Origin of the sequence: Geodermatophilus bullaregiensis (assembly GCF_016907675.1) — a bacterium.
GTDB lineage: Bacteria > Actinomycetota > Actinomycetes > Mycobacteriales > Geodermatophilaceae > Geodermatophilus > Geodermatophilus bullaregiensis.
Map to the genome: position 1 here is coordinate 1,124,285 of NZ_JAFBCJ010000001.1, position 18,462 is coordinate 1,142,746.

An 18,462-nucleotide genomic window follows, 5' to 3' on the forward strand; every position below is an offset into this window, starting at 1 on the left:
TCCCTACTGCGCGGGGGTCGTGTACTCGAGGGCCGCGTCGAGCAGCCAGGTGGCGAGGTGGCCGGCGAAGGAGGACCGGACGAGCAGGGCGAAGTCCTCGGCGTCGTCGCCGAGGACCAGCAGGACGACGGCGGCGTGCGCGAGCGTGGTCTGCGCGCTGCGGCCCCGGCGCGACACCCGCGGGTGCAGGTCGATGCTGCAGCCCTTGGCCAGCACCTCGCGGGCGCGCGGCCCGGTGACCCGCAGGACGGTCCGCTGGGCGGAGACGTCGACGGCCACGCCGCCGGCCGGCGCCAGCACCTCCCGCAGCTCGGCCTCGAGCCGGTGCGGCGCGGTGCCCGTGCTGGTCACCAGCCACTCGTCGGGGCCGAGCCAGACCACGAGGCCGTCGTCGGTCGGCGTCCAGGTGCCGGCGGTGGTGGGCAGGGCCGCGCCGCGCACGGGCGGCGCCGCGGCCGGGTCGACCCGGACGTCGGCCATGGCGACGTACGGCTCGGCGGTGACCGACACGGCGCCGGGCAGCGCCCCGAACGCGGGCACCCACGCCTCCAGGGGGTGCGTGCGGGTGAGCTGGTCAGCCATCGCGGCGGGCTCCTTCCGGGTCGACCAGGACCGAGCCGGTGACCTCGACGGGGACCAGCGCGCCGCCCACGGGCACGTGCACGGTCTGCCCGATCCGCTCCCGGCCGCCCTTGACCAGGGCGAGGGCGAACGGGCGGCCGAGCTCGGCGCTGCGGTAGCTGGAGGTGACGTGGCCGAGCATCGGCACCGGGGGCGGCGGCAGCTGCCCGCCGGCGGCGAACTCCACGACCTGCGACCCCTCGGGCAGCACGGTGTCGCGGTCGAGCGGCAGCAGCCCGACGAGCTGCTTGCGCATCGGGTTCTGGTTCTCGGCGCGGGCGAAGGAGCGCTTGCCGACGAAGTCCTTCTTCTTCTTGGACACCGCCCACGCCATCCCGAGGTCGTGGGGGGTGACGGTGCCGTCGGTGTCCTGCCCGATGATCGGGTACCCCTTCTCCGCGCGGAGCACGTGCATCGTCTCGGTGCCGTAGGGCGTGATGCCGTGGGCGCGGCCGGCCTCGACCAGCCGCTCCCACACCGCGCGGGCGTGCCAGCCGTCGACGTAGACCTCGTAGGCCAGTTCGCCGGAGAAGCTGATCCGGGCCAGCCGGACGGGCACGCCGCCGAGCGTGGTGTCCCGCCAGGTCATGAACGGGAACGCCTCGGCGCCGACGTCGACGCCGGGGAAGACCGCCCCGACGACGTCGCGGGAGCGCGGGCCGACGACCGGGAAGGTCGCCCACTGCTCGGTGACCGAGGTCAGCCGGACCCGCAGGTCGGGCCACTCGGTCTGCAGCCACTCCTCCATCCAGTCGAGGACCTTCGCCGCACCGCCGGTCGTGGTGAGCACGAGGAAGCGGTCCTCGGCCAGCCGCAGCACGGTGCCGTCGTCGACGACCATGCCGTCGACGCCGCACATGACCCCGTAGCGCACCGAGCCGACCTTCAGGCTGCTCATCAGGTTCGTGTAGAGCCGGTCGAGCAGCACGGCCGCGTCCGGGCCGGAGACGTCGATCTTGCCGAGTGTGGAGCCGTCGAGGATGCCGACGCCGCCGCGGACGGCCGCGCACTCGCGCAGGACCGCGGCCTCCATGTCCTCCCCGGGCCGCGGGTAGTAGCGCGGCCGCTTCCACTGGCCGACGTCCTCGAACACCGCGCCCTCGGCGACGTGCCAGTCGTGCACCGGGGTGACCCGCTCGGGGTCGAACAGCCGCCCGCGGTCGCGGCCGGCCAGCGCGGCGAAGGCGACCGGCGTGTACGGCGGCCGGAAGGTGGTGGTGCCGGTGTCCTGCACCGCGACGCCGAGCAGCTCGGCGGTGATCCCCGAGGTCAGCACGCCGGAGGTCTTGCCCTGGTCGTGCGCGGTGCCGATGGTCGTGTACCGCTTGACGTGCTCCATCGAGCGCAGCCCGGCGCCGACCGCGCGGGCGACGTCGGCGACCGTGGCGTCGCGCTGCAGGTCGACGAACTGGGTGCGCCCGTCCTCGCCGGAGGCGTCGGGCACCCGCCACAGCGTCAGCGGCGCCATCGGCTCCGGTGCCGGCGCGACCGTCGGCAGGGCGACGGCCGGGGACGGCGGCGTGGCCAGTGCGGCGGCACCGGCCCGCTGCCCCTCGGCCAGGCAGCCGGCCAGGTCGAGCACGCCGGCCGCGGCGCCGGCCACGGTCACGCCGTCGAGCTGCTCGGCCGGGAGGAAGGCGCCCAGGGTGTCGTCGAAGCGCAGCCGGCCGCGGGCCTGGCTGTACAGGTGCACCGCGGGGTTCCAGCCGCCGCTGACGAGCAGCAGGTCGCAGGCGACCGGCTCCACCGCACCGAGCCGGCCGCCGGACAGCGGCGCGACGTGCGCGGCGGTGACGCGGTCGGTGCCGTCGGTGCGGGTGACGGCCGATCCGGTGCGCACCGGGATGCCGCGCCGCTCGCACTCGGCCCGCCAGTGGTCCGGGGCGGCCGGCCGGGCGTCGACGACGGCCGCGACCCGGGTCCCGGCGTCGGCCAGGTCGACCGCGGCGGCGTAGGCGCTGTCGTCGGTGGTGAAGACGACGGCCTCCGAGCCGGCCCGCACGCCGTAGCGGTGCAGGAACGTGCGCGCCGCGCCGGCCAGCATGGTCCCGGGCCGGTCGTTGTCGGTGAAGACGACCGGGCGCTCGTGCGCGCCGGTGGCCACGACCACCGAGCCGGCGCGGAGGCGCCACACCCGCTGCCGGGACAGGTGGCGGGGCGCGGCGCCGCCGAGGTGGTCGGTGCGCCGCTCCAGCGCCAGGACGAATCCGTCGTCGTAGAGCCCGAAGGCCGTCGTCCGCTGCAGGTGCAGCACCTCGGGGGACGCGGCCAGCTCGGCGACCGCGGCCGCCACCCACTCCAGGGCGGGGGCGCCGTCGAGCTCGTCGTCGGTGCCGAGCAGCGCGCCGCCGGCCTCGGCCTGCTCGTCGACCAGCGCGACCCGGGCGCCGGCGCGGGCAGCGGTCAGCGCGGCGACCAGGCCGGCCGGGCCGGCGCCGACGACGAGCACGTCGACGTGGTGGTGGACCGCGTCGTAGCGGGCGGAGTCGGGCACCTGCGCCAGCCGGCCCTGGCCGGGCAGCCCGGAGGCGACCAGGCCGTCGTACAGCTCGACGGTGGTGGCCAGCAGCATCGGCTCGGGGAAGGGCTCCTCGACCTGCACGAGGCCGCAGGGGTCCTCGGCCCAGGCCGCGGCGATGCCGCGCGGGCGGCCGAGCTTGACGCTGGTGGCGACCGCGTGCCGGCCGGCGGCCAGCAGCGCCGAGGCGAGGGTGTCGCCGGGGTGCCCGGTGTAGGACCGCCCGTCGAAGGTGAACGCCAGGTCGGTGCCGCGGTCGACGCGCCCGCCCGCGGCGGTGCGGAAGGGAGCGCTCACGTCGTCACCGGCCGGGGCTCGTCGGGGCGGTAGACGGCCTCGAAGCGGTACGTGGCGGTGTCGCGGACGGCGTTGAACCAGCGGCGGCACCCGGCGCTGTGGCACCAGCGCTCGGCGAAGCGGCCCTTGGTGTTGTCGCGGAAGAACACGTAGTGCGCCCACTGCTCGTCGTCGAGGGCGGCGGGGTCCTCGGGGTAGGGGACGTGGGCCTGGCCGCCGTAGGAGAACTCGACCTCCTCGCGCGGGCCGCACCACGGGCAGCTGATCAGTTGCACGGTTCTCTCCCGGTCAGTGGGCGACGGCGGCCGCGCCGTGCTCGTCGACGAGCGCGCCGGTGACGAAGCGGTCGAGGGCGAACGGCGCGACGTAGGGGTGGGGCTCGTCGTTCGCGATGGTGTCCGCGAGGCACCAGCCGATGCCGGGGGTGGCCTTGAAGCCACCGGTCCCCCAGCCGCAGTTGAGGTAGACGTTCTCGTACGGCGTGCGGCCGACGACCGGCGAGGCGTCGGGGCTGACGTCGACGATCCCGCCCCAGGTGCGCAGCAGGTGGGCGCGGGCGAAGACGGGGAACAGCTCGACGGCGGCGGCCATCTGCCGCTCGATGACGTGGAACGCGCCGCGCTGGCCGTAGCCGTTGTAGGAGTCGACCCCGGCCCCCATGACCAGCTCGCCCTTGTGCGCCTGGGAGACGTACACGTGCACGGCGTTGGACATGACGATCGTCGGGTGCACCGGCTCGAGCAGCTCGGAGACCAGCGCCTGCAGCGGGTGGCTCTGCAGTGGCACGCGGAAGCCGAGCATGTCGGTGAGCACCGAGGTGTGGCCGGCGGCGCACAGGGCGACCTTCCCGGTGGCGATGGTGCCCCGCGTCGTCCGCACCCCGGTGACCCGGTCGCCGGAGGTGGTGAAGCCGGTGACCTCGCAGTCCTGGATCAGGTCGATGCCGGCCTGGTCGGCGCGGCGGGCGAGGCCCCAGGCCACGTAGTCGTGCTTGGCGATGCCGGCGCGCGGCTGGTAGGTGGCGCCCATCACCGGGTAGCGGATGTCGGCCGAGGTGTTGACGATCGGGCAGACCTTGGCCACCTCGTCGGGCTCGAGCCACTCGGCGTCGATGCCGTTGAGCTTGTTGGCCTCCACCCGCCGCACGCTGTCGCGGACGTCCTGCAGCGTGTGCGCCAGGTTGAGCACGCCGCGCTGGCTGAACAGGATCGGGTACCCCAGGTCCTCCTCGAGCCCCTCCCACAGCGTGAGCGCGTGCTCGTAGATGGCCGCGCTCTCGTCCCACAGGTAGTTCGAGCGGATCAGCGTGGTGTTGCGGGCCATGTTCCCGCCGCCCAGCCAGCCCTTCTCCAGCACCGCGACGTTCGTGATGCCGTGGTTCTTCGCCAGGTAGTGCGCGGTGGCCAGGCCGTGCCCGCCGCCGCCGACGACCACCACGTCGTAGGAGGCCTTCGGCTCGACGTCGCGCCAGAGGAGGTCGGGGTGCTCCGGCAGGTCGGCGCCGGGGGGTCGCGGGCTCATCGGCCGGTCTCCGTCAGCTCGGGGTAGAGGGGGTGGCGGCCGGCGAGGCGGGTGACCCGCTCGCGCAGCCGGGCGAGGCGGCTCTCCCCCACGGTCGGCCGCAGCGCCTGCGCGACGACGTCGGCGACCTCGGTGAAGTCCTCGACGTCGAAGCCGCGGGCGGCCAGGGCGGGGGTGCCGATGCGGACGCCGGAGCTGACCATCGGCGGCCGGGGGTCGAAGGGCACCGCGTTGCGGTTGACCGTGATGCCGACGGCGTGCAGCCGGTCCTCGGCCTGCCGGCCGTCCAGCGGCGAGTCGCGCAGGTCGGCCAGGACCAGGTGGACGTCGGTGCCGCCGCTCACCACGCCGACCCCGGCCTCGCGGCAGTCGGCCTGCAGCAGCCGGTCGGCCAGGATCCGGGCGCCGGCGAGGGTGCGCTCCTGGCGCTCGCGGAAGGCCGGCTCACCGGCCAGCTTGAACGCCACCGCCTTGGCCGCGATGACGTGCTCGAGCGGGCCGCCCTGCTGACCCGGGAACACCGAGGAGTTGAGCTTCTTGCCCAGGTCGGCGGTGGCGAGGACGACCCCGCCGCGGGGGCCGCCGAGGGTCTTGTGGGTGGTCGAGGTGACCACGTGTGCGTGCGGCACCGGGGAGGGGTGCAGCCCGGCGGCGACCAGCCCGGCGAAGTGCGCCATGTCGACCACGAGGTAGGCGCCGACCTCGTCGGCGATGCGGCGGAACGCGGCGAAGTCCAGGTGGCGGGGGTAGGCCGACCAGCCGGCGATGACCAGCTTCGGTCGCCGCTCGTGCGCCAGCCGCTCGACCTCGGCCATGTCCACGAGGTGGTCGTCGGCCCGCACGTGGTAGGCGGCGACGTCGTAGAGCTTGCCGGAGAAGTTCAGCCGCATGCCGTGGGTCAGGTGCCCGCCGTGCGCCAGGTCCAGACCCAGGATGGTGTCGCCGGGCTGCAGCAGCGCGGACATGACCGCGGCGTTGGCCTGGGCACCCGAGTGCGGCTGCACGTTGGCGTACTCGGCACCGAACAGCGCCCTCAACCGGTCGATCGCCAGCTGCTCGATCACGTCGACGTGCTCGCAGCCGCCGTAGTACCGCCGGCCCGGGTAGCCCTCGGCGTACTTGTTCGTCAGCACCGAGCCCTGGGCCTGCATGACGGCGACGGGCGCGGAGTTCTCGCTGGCGATCATCTCCAGCGTCGTCTGCTGGCGGTGCAGCTCGGCGGCGACGGCCGCGGCCACCTCGGGGTCGGCGTCGGCGAGCGGGCGGCCCAGCACCGGGTCGGGGACGGCCGGCGCCTCCGCGGTCCGGTCGGCGAGCACGGTCATGCATTCCTCCGCGGAGCTTGATCGCCACACTGGTATATCAGTTACCAGCACACTAGGCGGCCATCGATCGGCGGTCAAGGACCCCGGGTGTCCCCCGGCCGGTCGCCGGTGGGCTCCAGCGCGGTCGCGCCGTGGTGGTCGGGCGACGCACTCGCCCGTCCGTCGACGAACGGGCCCCCGCGCCGGGGTGCGCCCACGGAGCCCCCGCTGCGGGCGCGCGACGACCAGGGTCCCTGATCATGGAGCGTCCTCCCTCACCGTGGGACGTGAGGGAGGACGCTCGACGATCAGGTCACCTGATCGTCGCGTGGCGGGGCGGCCGCCGTCTCAGTCGTCGAAGACCAGCGACGGGGTGTCCACCCTCAGCGTCTCCCCGCGGAAGAACTCCGGGTGCCGCGCCCGCCAGGCGAGCATGAGCACCACGCCGGCCAGGAGCAGGCCGATCCCGATGACGAAGACGCTGCCGACGCCGAACACCGAGGACCCGCTGCCGTAGGCGGGGTCGAGGGTGTCGACCGCCGTCTGCAGGAACACCGCGGTGAGCATGAGCGCGCCCAGCAGCGGCAGGACGCCCTTGAACACCAGGTCGCGGGCACTGCGGCGCAGCTCGTGCCGGAAGTACCAGACGCAGGCGTAGGCGGTCAGGCCGTAGTAGAAGCAGATCATCAGGCCGAGCGCGTAGATGGTGTCGATGAGGACGTTCTCGCTGATCAGCGTGATCCCGACGTAGAACGCCGCCGTGCCGACACCGGCGACCAGGGTGGCCGTCGAGGGCGCCAGGAAGCGGGGGTGCACCTCGGCCAGGCGCTTGGGCAGCGCACCGTAGGTGCCCATCGCCAGCATGGTGCGGGTCGTCGGCAGGAAGGTGGTCTGCAGCGAGGACGCGGAGCTGGCGACCACGGCGAGGAACAGCAGGAAGGCCAGCCCCGGTCCGAGCACCGGCCCGGCCAGCGCGGCGAACACGTTGTCCCCGGTGTCGGGGTTGCCCAGCCCGGTGCCCTCGGCGCCGATGCCCGCGTACATCTGGACGGCGATCGCGACGCCGACGTAGGTCACGATGATCACCAGCATGGTCAGCAGCGCCGCCCGGCCCGGGGTGCGCGAGCTCCCGGCGGTCTCCTCGTTGACCGTCAGGCAGGTGTCCCAGCCCCAGTAGATGAACAGCGACAGCGACAGGCCGGCGGTGAAGGCGCTGAAGGAGGTGATGGCGGTCGGGTCGAGCCAGGAGAGCTCGAAGGCGATCCCGCCCGGCGCGGAGCCGGCCTTGACCAGGGCCAGGACGGCGAACACCGCCAGCACGACCATCTGGAAGCCGACGAGCACGTACTGCACCCGCTTGGTGGCCTCGACGCCGCGGTAGGTGACCCACGTGGCCAGCGCCACGAAGGCGACGCAGGTGAGGACGTTGACCAGGGTGTCGTCACCCAGCGCGCCGACGCTCTCCGAGCCGGTGATCTCGCCGAGCAGCAGGTAGAAGAACGAGACGGCGACGCCGGCCAGGTTGGACAGCACGATGATCGTCGCCAGCAGCGCGCCCCAGCCGCAGAGCCACCCGACGTAGGGGTTGAACGCCTTGGTCGTCCAGGTGAACGACGTCCCGCAGTCCGGGGCGACCCGGTTGAGCTCCCGGTACGCGTACGCGACCAGCAGCATCGGCAGGAAGCCGGCCAGGAACACCGCCGGCATCTGCAGGCCGACCTCGGTCACGGTCGGGCCCAGCGTCGCGGTCAGCGCGTACACCGGGGCGATGCTCGAGACACCGAGCACCACGCTGGCCAGCAGGCCCACCGAGTTGGTGGACAGCCCCTTCGCCCGGAGATCGGCCTGCCGGCCGGTCACCGGCCCCTGCTCCACCGCCATGCGGTCCTCCCTCGTCGTGCCGCCGGAGCGGCTCGCGTCAGCCGGCGGGTGTGCCGCGCCTCACAGGCCGACAGCCAGCCAGGATCGGGCTCCCGGCGGAAGTGGACACGGTGTACACCCTGCGCGGGCCCCGTCGACAGTCCGACATGACCGTCGTCCACGGATCCGAGCGCGGTGAGCATGCCGCACGACTGTTTCGCGCGGATAACGACGCCGTCCAGCCTGATTCCGTGGCGTTCCGCGGACGGCGACAGGGGACGGCGCCATCCGGCCGCCGGGCCGTGCCGACGACAGGAACGGTGGCTCCGGGTACTGGACCCAGGTGAATCCGTCGTCTACCGTGGCCGAATATACGGAATCGGTTGTCCGTCGGAGTGAGGGCAGCGCACCACCGCCCCCGACCGACGCCGGCACCGACCACCCACCGACGCACCCGAACGAGGGATCGGAACCGACCCGATGACGCGATACGGCGCCCAGTACGGCCCGGACATCACCTACCTCGGCGTCGACCGCTGCGACCTCGGCGACCCGGCGTCGTTCGCGGACGCCGACGTCGTCGTCCTCGGCGCCCCGTTCGACGGCGGCACCTCGCACCGCCCGGGCACCCGCTTCGGCCCGCAGGCGATCCGGATGACCGACTACCTGGCGCACGACGGGTCGCGGCCGAGCCTGGCGCTGCGCACCGACGGGCTGCGCGACCTGCGCGTGCTCGACGCCGGGGACGTCGAGATGTACTCCGGCGACATCGAGACCGCGCTGGGCGCGCTGGAGGCCGCGGTGGAGACCGTCGCCCGCGCCGGCGCCATCCCGGTCGTCCTCGGGGGCGACCACTCGATCGCCTTCGCCGACGCCAAGGGCGTGGCCAACGTCCTCGGGCACGGCCGCGTCTCGATGGTCCACTTCGACGCGCACGCCGACACCGGCGACATCGAGTTCGGCTCGCTGTGGGGCCACGGCCAGCCGATGCGGCGGCTCATCGAGTCCGGGGCGCTGCGCGGCGACCGGTTCCTGCAGGTCGGCCTGCGCGGCTACTGGCCGCCGCCGGAGACGCTGGACTGGATGGCGGCGCAGCGGATGCGCTCCTACGAGATGACCGAGATCGGCTCCCGCGGGCTGGACGCCTGCCTCACCGAGGCGTCGGCCATCGCCACCGACGAGTGCGACGGCGTCTTCCTCTCCGTCGACATCGACGTCTGCGACCCCGGGCACGCCCCCGGCACCGGGACCCCGGAGCCGGGTGGGCTGACCGCCCGCCAGCTGCTGGACGCCGTCCGCCGGCTGTGCCTGGAGCTGCCGGTGGTCGGCGTGGACGTCGTCGAGGTCAGCCCGCCCTACGACCACGCCGACATCACCGCGGCCCTGGCCAACCGGGTCGTCCTCGAGGCGCTCTCGGCCATCGCCCGCCGCCGGCGCGACGCCCGCGACGGCACCCGCTGGGACCCGGCCCTCCCCCTGCTCGCGAACCGTCCCGACACCACCCAGGAGAACCCGTCATGACCGAGCTCGCGACGTCGTGCCACAGCCCCGGCGCGACCGCCGGGCCCGCGGCCGCCGGCACCCCGCACCCCCTCGACCCGTTGAGCGCCGAGGAGTTCCGCGCCGCCGCCGGCATCCTGCGCCGCGACCGCGGGGTGGACGAGCGCTGGCGGTTCGCCTCCATCGAGCTGCGCGAGCCGGCCAAGGACGTCGTCCGCGCGTTCTCCCCCGGCGACCCGATCCGCCGCGAGGCGCGGGTGACCGTCTGGAGCCGCGACGAGGGGACGCCGTACAAGGCGGTGGTCTCCCTGACCGACGACGCCGTCGTCTCGTGGGAGGCGGTGCCCGGCGAGCAGGCCAACATGACCCTCGACGAGTGGCACGAGGCGCACGAGGTGCTCATCCGGCACCCCGACGTGATCGCGGCGCTGGCCGGGCGCGGCATCACCGACCTCGACCTCGTCCTCATCGACACCTGGGCCTACGGCCACTCGCTGATCCCGCAGGGCCTGCAGGACCGCCGGGTCGGCTGGACCGACGTGTGGCGCCGGTCGGTGCCGAACGGCAACCCCTACGCCAACCCGGTCATGGGCCTGCACTTCGTCGTCGACCTGAACACGATGGAGCTGCTGCAGGTCGAGGACACCCCGCCACCGGCGCAGCCCGCCGTCATGGGCGAGTACCTGCCCTCCCTCGTGCCGGGCCTGCAGCAGCGCACCGACGTCAAGCCGCTGGAGATCACCCAGCCCGAGGGCGTCTCCTTCGCCCTCGACGGCCACGAGCTGCGCTGGCAGAACTGGACGATGCGGCTGGGCTTCAACCACCGCGAGGGCCTGGTCGTCCACCGGGTCGCCTACGACGGGCGCCCGGTCGCGCACCGGATGTCGTTCGCCGAGATGGTCGTGCCCTACCGCGACCCCAGCCCCGACCACCACCGGCGCACCGCCTTCGACATCGGCGAGTGGGGCCTGGGCTTCATGACGACGTCGCTGAAGCTCGGGTGCGACTGCCTCGGCGACATCACCTACGTCGACGCCGTCCTGCACGACACCCGCGGTGAGCCGTACACGATCGAGAACGCGATCTGCCTGCACGAGGAGGACGACGGCGTGCTGTGGAAGCACGTCGACGAGCAGGCCGGGTCGGAGGTGCGGCGCTCGCGGCGGATGGTCGTGTCGTTCCACGCCACGGTGGCCAACTACGAGTACCTGACCTACTGGCGCTTCTACCAGGACGGCACGATCCAGTGCGAGGTCCGCGCCACCGGGATCATGGTGACCAGCGCCTACGAGGGCTCCCCGCCGGCCTACGGCACCGTCGTCGACGAGCGCACCTACGCACCGATCCACCAGCACTTCGTCGTGGCGCGGCTGGACATGGAGGTCGACGGCCCGGAGAACACCGTCGTCGTCACCGAGAGCGAGGCGCTGCCGGTGTCGGAGGACAACCCGTACGGGCTCGCCGTCGTCGCCCGCAGCCGGCCGGTGGAGACCGAGTCGCAGGGGCGCCTGGACGTCGACTTCGCCACCCAGCGCAGCTTCAAGGTGGTCAACCGGACGAAGCCCAACCGGCTCGGGACCGCACCCGGCTACAAGCTGTACCCGAACTCGGCGCTGCCCTCGATGGCGCACGCGGACGCGCCGTTCCGGCAGCGGGCGCAGGTGATCGACCACCCGGTGTGGGTCAGCCGCTTCGACGAGGAGGAGCGCTGGCCCTCCGGGGAGTTCTGCAACCAGAGCCGCCGCGACGCGGGACTGCCCGCCTGGCAGGAGGCCGACCGGCCGCTCGTCGACACCGACCTCGTGCTGTGGCACGTGTTCGGCATCCACCACGTCCCGCGGCCCGAGGACTGGCCGGTCATGCCGGTCGACGTCGTCTCCTTCGAGCTCAAGCCGGTCGGCTTCTTCGACCGCAACCCCGCGCTCGACGTGCCCCCGGCCCCGGGGAAGTGCCACCCGGGATGACCGACGTCGCCCTCCAGCCCCTCGGCGCGGGTGCCCTGCCGCGGTTCCTCGCGCACAGCGCGGCGGGGGCCGCGGCGGGGTGCGCCGCGGCGCACGGGCTCGGGCTGGCTCTCTCGTCACACCCGCGCGCGGCCGGCACCGCGCTGCTCGCCGCGGCCTGCCTGGTCTGCGCGGTGCACCTGTGGCGCCGGCCGGGCCGGGCGGCGTGGGCGGCGCACGTCGTCCTGACGACGGCGATGCTCGTCGCCCACCCGCCGGTGCTCGGCACGCACACGCACCACGCCGCCACCGGCCCGGCCGCGTGGGCCGGGCCGGTGGCGGGGCTGCTCGCGGTCGTGGCGCTGCTGCTGGCCGCGGCCCGCGGGTACGGCGCCGTGCGCCGGGCCCGCTGAGACCTCTGCACCCGGGCGCGAGGCCCGCCCTCGTGAGAACCGGCGTGCCCTCCCCGGGATCGTTCGTGTGGCTCGCCGATCAGCCGCTGAGCCGGGACTTGAGCAACTTCTTCCCCTGCTCGGCGCCCTTGCGGCTGTCGGCCTGCGCCTTGCGGAAGAGATCGGCGAGTTCGCCGTCGCCGTCGCGGTCGGCGTCCTGGACGTAGGTCTCCAGCCGGAGCGCGTTGCTCAGGCACTGCTCGGTGAACCAGATGAGGTTGTAGTCCTTGTCCCGGGTGCCGGTGACCTGTCCGGCCTCCTGGCCGCCACCACTGGTCATGTCCCGCTCCTTCGCTCGAGTGAAGCGTCCGGTCTACTCGCCGACGGACGGCCGCGTCCACCGGTACGTGCCTGGTGCTCCACGTCGGCGTCCGCGATCGCTCGGACGACGCTGCACGCCGTCGGCCGATCCGCCCGTCCCCGGCCGGGACGGCGACGTCGGGCAGGCCCCCACGACGAGTCCGCGGGCCACCTGGGCGCCGCCTCGGGGACGGTCGGCATCCTCACGTCGACCTCGTGCCACGAGCCCTGTGCCCCCGTGGCGGCGCACTGCTACCGTCGCCGGGCTCCGCCGTGGCACCCCACCCGACTGACGGGGAAGAGCCCGATGAGGAAGCCCGTCCTCCTCGCGTCGTTGCCGGTGATCGCACTCGTCCTGTTCGCGGTCCCGTCCCGGTTCGAGGGCCCCGTCCTCGTCCCCATCAGCCCCGGCCACGGGCTGTCCCTCGTGGACCTCGCGGCGGTCGTCCCGCTGATCGCGGGACTGTCCGCCCTCGGGGTGTTCCTCGTGCGGAGACGTGCGGGCCTCGAGCGCACGATCCGTCTGCGGCCCTGGGCGGCGGCGACGGTGCTCTTCGGCGCGGGAACGGGCCTGGGACTGCTGTTCGCGTCCGTGTTCCCGTTCTTCTGGTGGTGGGCGGTGGGAGCGGCCCTCCTCACCCTGGCGCTCGTCCTCGTGGCGCTTGCCGCAGCCGGGCGCGTCCGCGCGCGACCGGCCGCCGATGCCCACGCCGGGGGCTGACCCGAGGTCCTCCCCGGCAGGCGAACGGGACCACCTCCGCACCCCTGCGACGGGCACGTCACCGTCCGGTCCGCGGCTGGTCGGGCGGCCGCGTCCGCGGCGCGCCGACCCGGACGCCGGCCGCTCACCGAGCCGGCCGCCGTCGTCGCTGATCCGAGGGCCGTGACGACGGCGCCGTACCGGGAATGGCTCGGCCGGTGCTCGGCTTCCCGCGTACGTGACGACCATCGGACTCATCGGCAGCGGGAACATCGGCAGCACCGTCGCCCGCCTGGCGGTCGACGCCGGCCACGACGTGGTGCTCAGCAACAGTCGTGGACCCGAGACCCTCACCGACCTCGTGGACCAGCTCGGTCCGCGGGCACGAGCGGCCACCGCGGCCGAGGCCGCCGCGGCCGGCGACATCGTCGTGGTGACCGTCCCGCTGAAGGCCTACCGCGAGGTGCCGGTGGAGCCGCTGCGCGGCACGGTGGTCATCGACACCAACAACTACTACCCCGAGCGCGACGGGCACATCGCCGAGCTCGACGACGAGTCCACGACGACCAGCGAGCTGCTGCAGGCGCACCTCCCGGAGTCGCGCGTCGTGAAGGCGTTCAACAACGTCTACGTCAGCCACCTCGGCAGCCTGCAGCGTCCGGCGGGGCACCCCGAGCGCTCCGTGCTCGCGATCGCCGGCGACGACGCGGCGGCCAAGCAGACGGTGACCGAGTTCCTCGACTCGATCGGGTACGACGCCTACGACGTCGGCCCGCTCGCCGAGGGCTGGCGCTTCCAGCGTGACACCGCCGCCTACGTCCGGCCCTACGCGGTCCCTGGGACCGAGTACCCCTCGTGGCCCGGACGTCAGGTCACGGCGGAGGTGCTGGAGGAGCAGCTGGACGCAGCCGTGCGCTACCGGGACGTGTGACAGCGGTGTGCGCGTTGGTTGCCAGGTGCTGACCCCGGCTCGCACGCCGGCGGGAGCTGGTGCCGGTCGGCTGACCACGGTGCGAGGCCTGACCTGCAGCAGTGTGCGCCTACGGCGCACGTCGGTCTGCAGGATGAGCCCTCAGCGCACATCGCCGCCGGCGTCGGAGGCCACGGCCGCCAACCGATCGGCACACCGCTGTGAGACTGGGCGCGGCCGGCACGAGCAGCCACAGCAGCCGGTACACGAGGATGCCGGCGCCCGTCACCGCCAGGGCGACGAACCCGACGCGCCACGGCAGGGGGTGGTGCCTGCTGCCAGGACGGCTGATCCGGTCGAGGGGGCTCGCCGGGAGACGGGATGGCAGAGGTCGAGGGATCCGGGAACGGGCTCGCTGTCAGGGCGTGGAGCCCTGCTCGGGCACGCGCCGGTGGACACGGGACGAGGTCCCCGTGTCGACCCCGGCGACCGTGCGCCGACGTCCGAGGTGTCCCCGGGGTCGCCCGGGGGGCGCGTCAGCGGCGAGGCAGCCCGATCAGGAGCTCGTCCGCTTCGTTCGTCTGGCGCGCCGGGTGGGTGTCCACGCCGGTGACCTGCCGGACCGTCCGCCACTGGCCCGGTGCCCAGGCACGCGTCAGCAGACCGTCCTCCGACAGCGCGACCAGGGCTCCGCTCTCCGTCGCGAGCAGCCCGGCCTCGATCTTCTCGTCCCCGCCGTCAGTGCTCTGCACCGTCCAGATCGGCATCCCGCGCTCCCCCTGTTCCCGGCACCGCCTCTCGGCACCGATCCCAGCAGACAACGGGGCCGGGAGGGAGGTGGCAACCGTCCCTGGGCGCGTCATCGCTGTGTGTCAGCGGAACGGCATAGGACGAAACCATGGGGGTCGGGATCAGGTGCCACCTCTGCGCCTTCGGGCCGGCCGGGCTTCCCGGGCGGCGCGAGGTCCCCACGTCGAGGCGGCGCCGCAGCGAGCAGCACGCCCACCGCCGGTCCGGGGCAGCGACCGCGGGGTCCCGGTCCTCGTCGGCGGGCGCTTCGCCGAAAAGCCGTAGCCACCGGGGCCGCGATCCCGACAGTCTGGCCGCCCGGGACACCACCGAGGGACGAGGCTGGTCATGGTCGAGGACGCTGCGCCGATCGTCGCTGGTACGGCCGAGGAACCGCTCGCCGGGGGCAGGACCTCGCCCGGGGTCGTCCGCATCGGGGAGGCGGTGCACCGCCCGGTCCGCCGGTGGACGACGACGGTGCACGCGGTGCTGCGGCACCTGGAACAGGCGGGCTTCGCGGAGGCGCCCCGGGTGCTGGGGTTCGACGACGCGGGACGGGAGGTGCTCACCTACCTGGCGGGGGAGACGGCCGGTGAGGCGCCCTGGCCGGCCTGGGTGTCCTCGGACGAGGCCCTGACGCAGGTCGGCTCCTGGTTGCGGCGGCTGCACGATGCGACGGTCGACTTCGTGCCGCCGGAGGACGCGGTGTGGTTCGCCGGCCAGCACTGGCGACCGGGTCTGGTCATCGGGCACCACGACGCGGCGCCGTACAACGCGGTCTGGCGGCAGGGACGGCTGGTCGGGTTCGTGGACTGGGACGTCGCGGGGCCGTCCTCGCGGGAGTTCGACCTGGCGTACTCGGCTCTGATGTGGGTGCCCCTGCTCGCCCCCGGGTCGGCGTGGCCGATGGCGTCCCGCCCCCTGGAGGAGCGGTACCGGCGTCTGCACCTGCTGCTGGACGCGTACGGGTACGGCGACGACCGCTCCGCGCTGCAGGAGGCCGTGCCCGCGCGCGCCAGGAGGAACGCCGAGGTGACCCGTCGGCTGGCCGACGGCGGCGACCCGGTGTTCCAGGCGCTCCGGGGCCAGGCCGCCGACCTGGACCGATCCGCGCAGCAGGTCGACGAGCTCCCTGGGTCCTTCTGGCGGCGACCCGCGGCGGACCCCGGACCTCGCCAGCAGGCGTCAGCTCGGGGAGGAGCAGGGGGACCGGGTGAGTGACCGCCCCTGCCCGAGGCTCCTGCTGCGCCGAGTCTGCAGTCGCGGCTGCCTTGGCTGTCTCGGTCCCTCAGCGGCCCACGTCGGGACACCCGACTCCCGGAGCCGCCGCAACCGGTCCGCCCGCCGCGGACTCAGAAGCGGTACGTCGTCTGGCCGTGCCCGTCACCGAAGGCGATGACCTTGTCCGGGGCGACCCGGTACACCCATGCGCCGCCCGCGGTGCCCGCGCCGGAGTCGCTCAGCTCCACGAACTCCTGGCCGCGGACGTCGAACCTCCAGTCGTCGCCGTACTTGGCGAACCACGCCGTTGCCAGCGCCCGCAGCGCCTCGGCATCCGTCACGCGCACCGCCGTGCCCTCGACCACGACGTCCTTCCCGCTGTTCCAGCCGTTCGCCCCGGTGCTCCCGGTCGTCACCGCGACGTGCGCGTTGACGTCGAGGTTGCGCTGCTTCTGCTCGTCGGGGCCCGTGCAGAACGCGAAGGCGCCGTCCTGCCAGACACCCACCAGCGGCACCGCGTGCGGACGACCGTCCGCACGGACGGTGATGATCCAGTAGAGCTGCGCCTCCGTCAGGAAGCGCTCGATGGCAGCCCACGGTGGTGGGGTCGCCGACGGGTCGCCGTACCTGGGATCGATGACTCCAGTCGCCATGCCCCATACGACTCGATCGACGACGGCGACTCATCGCCGGTGCCGAGACGGTGCCGGCGGGACGACGGCGACAGCGGCGACGAGGGCCCGCGACTGCCCGTGGATCCACCCTCCGGGACCGGCCGCGAAGACGCGCGTCGGCGTCGCGACCGCCTGGTCCGGAGGCGTCCGGCACGGACCGCCCGGACGAGGCGGTCGGCGCGGAGGGTCGCGAGTCGCGCCGGAGCGATGAGTTCACGCGGCTCACGCCGTCCACCCCGTGAGCGCCGAGGAGAGGAGACCACACCGATGTTGACCGACACGAGGGCCTACAGCGGCATCGCCGTCCGCGACCTGGCGGCGGCTCGGCAGTTCTACGGCGAGGTGCTGGGGCTGCGCACGTCCGAGGACCACGGCAACCTGTGGCTGCACCTGGCCGGCGGCCGGGACACCTTCGTCTACGAGCAGCCCACCGCCACTCCGGCCAGCTACACCGTCCTGAACTTCGAGGTGGACGACGTCGGAACCGTCGTCGGCGAGCTGACCGCGCGTGGCGTGCGCTTCCAGCGCTACGACGGGATCCCCCAGGACGAGCACGGGGTCATGCGTGGGGAGGGCCCGGACATCGCCTGGTTCACCGACCCCTCGGGCAACGTCCTCTCGGTGATCGCCGCCGACTGAGTCGCGCCGAGAGCGCCCCTGCCGACGCGGGCACGTGCTCCTCGGCTCGAGTCGGACCCGTCTCCGAGGGAGACTCCCGGTGCGCCGCGTGACCTGCTCGATGGGCGTCTCACTCGACGGCCACACCGTCGGGCCGGACGGCGACTCCGACTGGACGGCGCCCGACAAGGAGGTCTTCCCTTCAAGACCTGTCCTCCGAGCCGCCGTCACGGCCGCCGGCGTGGGTGTCCCAGAGCGGGCCACTCCAGGGATTCGGGAGAGGAGGACCTGGCGGGCCGGGCGGTACTCCCCTTCCCGGCGGGATCGGCGACTCCTAGCGTCGGCCCATGACTCGGAAGCCACTGCGGTGCCGGTTCGGGTTCCACTCCTACGTCCAGCGACACCCTGACGGCGAGCAGCCCTCGAGTCCGGACGACAAGATCTGCCGGCGGTGCGGGAAGCGCACGGGCGCCCCGTTCGGGAACGCGCCGTGGGTCTTCCCCGGGTGACGTTCTCGGTAGTGCGGTGGAGGCGTCAGTGGCTTCTGATACGACCTCTGACGCCGAGGTCGCCTCACCGCCGGATGCGACTTCGCGACCGGCCCGGCGTGCGGAGCTCGAGCGTCGCGTGTCCTCTTCGACCCGGCGACGTCCGGCGGACTGATCCCGCTCGACAACGAACCGCCCGCGACCTCCGGTCCGGGGCGGTTCGTCATCGTGCGAAAGATCTCCCAGCAATCCGCGAAGACCTCCGGTGACGCCCCCGGTGCGACGACCGCCTGAGCGCGCCGCCCACCAAAGGACACCTCAGACATTCCGGGGGCATCCCTCTCGGCTGGTTCTCTCGCGTCGCGTCAGGACAACGGCCGCGACGATCACGCCAACGAGCCACGTCACCACAGCGGCGATCCAGAGTCCCCGACTGGCCGAGACGATGGCGATGGCGGTCACCACGAGGGCCACGACTTGGTCAGCCGACGGCCACGTGCGCCGGCCTACCGCCGTTTCGTCGCCGCCGGGCACCGGCTGAGCCTCGTGCTGTCTCCATCGGTCCCGACCAGCGGCGACGTCCCTGGGGCCGCTGTTGGGGCGAGCGGTCGGCGGTGGCCCCGAGCGGGCTGCTGTCCTACACACGCCTCGCCCTGCGCCATGACCGCACCGCCACAACGACCACTGCGCTGGCCCGCCTGGCCGCCACCCTCATCTGTGCCCGCCGCCCACCGAGCATCTGGTGC

Annotated in this window: 16 protein-coding genes and 1 pseudogene; 8 read left to right on the forward strand and 9 right to left on the reverse strand. The window is 73.7% G+C overall.

The annotated features are described in order from the left end of the window. Positions 1-3: 3 nt before the first annotated feature. From JOD57_RS05190 to JOD57_RS05215, 6 genes are all read right to left on the reverse strand, one after another. On the reverse strand, positions 4-582 hold the full coding sequence (locus tag JOD57_RS05190) for a sarcosine oxidase subunit gamma (RefSeq protein WP_204690915.1): 579 nt from the start codon (positions 580-582) through the stop codon (positions 4-6). Then, a complete protein-coding gene (locus JOD57_RS05195; protein WP_204690916.1) occupies positions 575-3,436 on the reverse strand; it encodes a 2Fe-2S iron-sulfur cluster-binding protein in 2,862 nt (953 codons plus the stop codon). The genes JOD57_RS05190 and JOD57_RS05195 overlap by 8 nt, the downstream gene beginning before the upstream one ends. After that, positions 3,433-3,711 (reverse strand): sarcosine oxidase subunit delta, encoded by a 279-nt coding sequence (locus tag JOD57_RS05200; RefSeq protein ID WP_204690917.1) that lies wholly within the window; start codon positions 3,709-3,711, stop codon positions 3,433-3,435. The genes JOD57_RS05195 and JOD57_RS05200 overlap by 4 nt, the downstream gene beginning before the upstream one ends. Before the next feature lie 13 nt (positions 3,712-3,724). Further along, positions 3,725-4,957: a sarcosine oxidase subunit beta family protein gene (locus JOD57_RS05205; RefSeq protein WP_204690918.1), complete on the reverse strand. Its 1,233-nt coding sequence runs from the start codon at positions 4,955-4,957 to the stop codon at positions 3,725-3,727. Next, positions 4,954-6,282, reverse strand: a complete 1,329-nt coding sequence (gene glyA, locus JOD57_RS05210; protein ID WP_204690919.1) for a serine hydroxymethyltransferase — start codon at positions 6,280-6,282, stop codon at positions 4,954-4,956. The genes JOD57_RS05205 and glyA overlap by 4 nt, the downstream gene beginning before the upstream one ends. A 327-nt stretch (positions 6,283-6,609) precedes the next feature. Next, entirely contained in the window at positions 6,610-8,142 is a 1,533-nt protein-coding gene (locus JOD57_RS05215) for an APC family permease (protein WP_204690920.1), read from the reverse strand. 459 nt (positions 8,143-8,601) lie between these two features. Here JOD57_RS05215 and speB point away from each other — a divergent pair, with 459 nt between their 5' ends. The 3 genes from speB to JOD57_RS05230 are packed head-to-tail and all read left to right on the forward strand — an operon-like array spanning position 8,602 to position 11,977. Continuing rightward, on the forward strand, positions 8,602-9,642 hold the full coding sequence (gene speB / locus JOD57_RS05220; protein ID WP_204690921.1) for an agmatinase: 1,041 nt from the start codon (positions 8,602-8,604) through the stop codon (positions 9,640-9,642). Beyond that, entirely contained in the window at positions 9,639-11,585 is a 1,947-nt protein-coding gene (locus JOD57_RS05225) for a primary-amine oxidase (RefSeq protein WP_204690922.1), read from the forward strand. Before speB ends, JOD57_RS05225 begins: the two co-directional genes overlap by 4 nt. After that, complete coding sequence (locus tag JOD57_RS05230; protein WP_204690923.1) at positions 11,582-11,977, forward strand: hypothetical protein; 396 nt, start codon at positions 11,582-11,584, stop codon at positions 11,975-11,977. Before JOD57_RS05225 ends, JOD57_RS05230 begins: the two co-directional genes overlap by 4 nt. Before the next feature lie 79 nt (positions 11,978-12,056). On the opposite strand, the gene JOD57_RS05235 is transcribed toward JOD57_RS05230, so the two are convergent. After that, on the reverse strand, positions 12,057-12,296 hold the full coding sequence (locus JOD57_RS05235; RefSeq protein ID WP_204690924.1) for a hypothetical protein: 240 nt from the start codon (positions 12,294-12,296) through the stop codon (positions 12,057-12,059). Positions 12,297-12,623: 327 nt separating this feature from the next. On the opposite strand from JOD57_RS05235, the gene JOD57_RS05240 reads away from it, so the two are divergent. Together JOD57_RS05240 and JOD57_RS05245 are read left to right on the forward strand one after the other, a co-directional pair. Beyond that, entirely contained in the window at positions 12,624-13,037 is a 414-nt protein-coding gene (locus JOD57_RS05240; RefSeq protein WP_204690925.1) for a hypothetical protein, read from the forward strand. A gap of 217 nt (positions 13,038-13,254) precedes the next feature. Continuing rightward, on the forward strand, positions 13,255-13,947 hold the full coding sequence (locus tag JOD57_RS05245) for an NADPH-dependent F420 reductase (protein ID WP_204690926.1): 693 nt from the start codon (positions 13,255-13,257) through the stop codon (positions 13,945-13,947). Positions 13,948-14,462: 515 nt separating this feature from the next. Here JOD57_RS05245 and JOD57_RS05250 read toward each other — a convergent pair. Further along, positions 14,463-14,693, reverse strand: coding sequence for a hypothetical protein (locus tag JOD57_RS05250; protein WP_204690927.1), 231 nt, complete (start codon positions 14,691-14,693; stop codon positions 14,463-14,465). Positions 14,694-15,063: 370 nt separating this feature from the next. On the opposite strand from JOD57_RS05250, the gene JOD57_RS05255 reads away from it, so the two are divergent. After that, a complete protein-coding gene (locus JOD57_RS05255; RefSeq protein WP_239568172.1) occupies positions 15,064-15,936 on the forward strand; it encodes a phosphotransferase in 873 nt (290 codons plus the stop codon). A 131-nt stretch (positions 15,937-16,067) separates the two neighbouring features. Here JOD57_RS05255 and JOD57_RS05260 read toward each other — a convergent pair whose 3' ends face one another. Continuing rightward, entirely contained in the window at positions 16,068-16,589 is a 522-nt protein-coding gene (locus JOD57_RS05260) for a pyridoxamine 5'-phosphate oxidase family protein (protein WP_204690928.1), read from the reverse strand. A 288-nt stretch (positions 16,590-16,877) separates the two neighbouring features. Here JOD57_RS05260 and JOD57_RS05265 point away from each other — a divergent pair, with 288 nt between their 5' ends. Together JOD57_RS05265 and JOD57_RS05270 are read left to right on the forward strand one after the other, a co-directional pair. Beyond that, a complete protein-coding gene (locus JOD57_RS05265) occupies positions 16,878-17,249 on the forward strand; it encodes a VOC family protein (RefSeq protein WP_239568175.1) in 372 nt (123 codons plus the stop codon). Between the two features lie 1,096 nt (positions 17,250-18,345). Beyond that, positions 18,346-18,453 (forward strand): annotated as a pseudogene (locus JOD57_RS05270) (IS5/IS1182 family transposase); the annotation flags it as partial. Positions 18,454-18,462: the final 9 nt, after the last annotated feature.

Coding starts and splice junctions, on each gene's coding strand:
- JOD57_RS05190 (WP_204690915.1), bottom strand. CDS start 582: ATGGCTGACCAGCTCACCCGCACGCACCCCCTGGAGGCGTGGGTGCCC.
- JOD57_RS05205 (WP_204690918.1), bottom strand. CDS start 4,957: ATGAGCCCGCGACCCCCCGGCGCCGACCTGCCGGAGCACCCCGACCTC.
- glyA (WP_204690919.1), bottom strand. CDS start 6,282: ATGACCGTGCTCGCCGACCGGACCGCGGAGGCGCCGGCCGTCCCCGAC.
- JOD57_RS05215 (WP_204690920.1), bottom strand. CDS start 8,142: ATGGCGGTGGAGCAGGGGCCGGTGACCGGCCGGCAGGCCGATCTCCGG.
- speB (WP_204690921.1), top strand. CDS start 8,602: ATGACGCGATACGGCGCCCAGTACGGCCCGGACATCACCTACCTCGGC.
- JOD57_RS05225 (WP_204690922.1), top strand. CDS start 9,639: ATGACCGAGCTCGCGACGTCGTGCCACAGCCCCGGCGCGACCGCCGGG.
- JOD57_RS05230 (WP_204690923.1), top strand. CDS start 11,582: ATGACCGACGTCGCCCTCCAGCCCCTCGGCGCGGGTGCCCTGCCGCGG.
- JOD57_RS05235 (WP_204690924.1), bottom strand. CDS start 12,296: ATGACCAGTGGTGGCGGCCAGGAGGCCGGACAGGTCACCGGCACCCGG.
- JOD57_RS05240 (WP_204690925.1), top strand. CDS start 12,624: ATGAGGAAGCCCGTCCTCCTCGCGTCGTTGCCGGTGATCGCACTCGTC.
- JOD57_RS05250 (WP_204690927.1), bottom strand. CDS start 14,693: ATGCCGATCTGGACGGTGCAGAGCACTGACGGCGGGGACGAGAAGATC.
- JOD57_RS05255 (WP_239568172.1), top strand. CDS start 15,064: ATGGTCGAGGACGCTGCGCCGATCGTCGCTGGTACGGCCGAGGAACCG.
- JOD57_RS05260 (WP_204690928.1), bottom strand. CDS start 16,589: ATGGCGACTGGAGTCATCGATCCCAGGTACGGCGACCCGTCGGCGACC.
- JOD57_RS05265 (WP_239568175.1), top strand. CDS start 16,878: ATGTTGACCGACACGAGGGCCTACAGCGGCATCGCCGTCCGCGACCTG.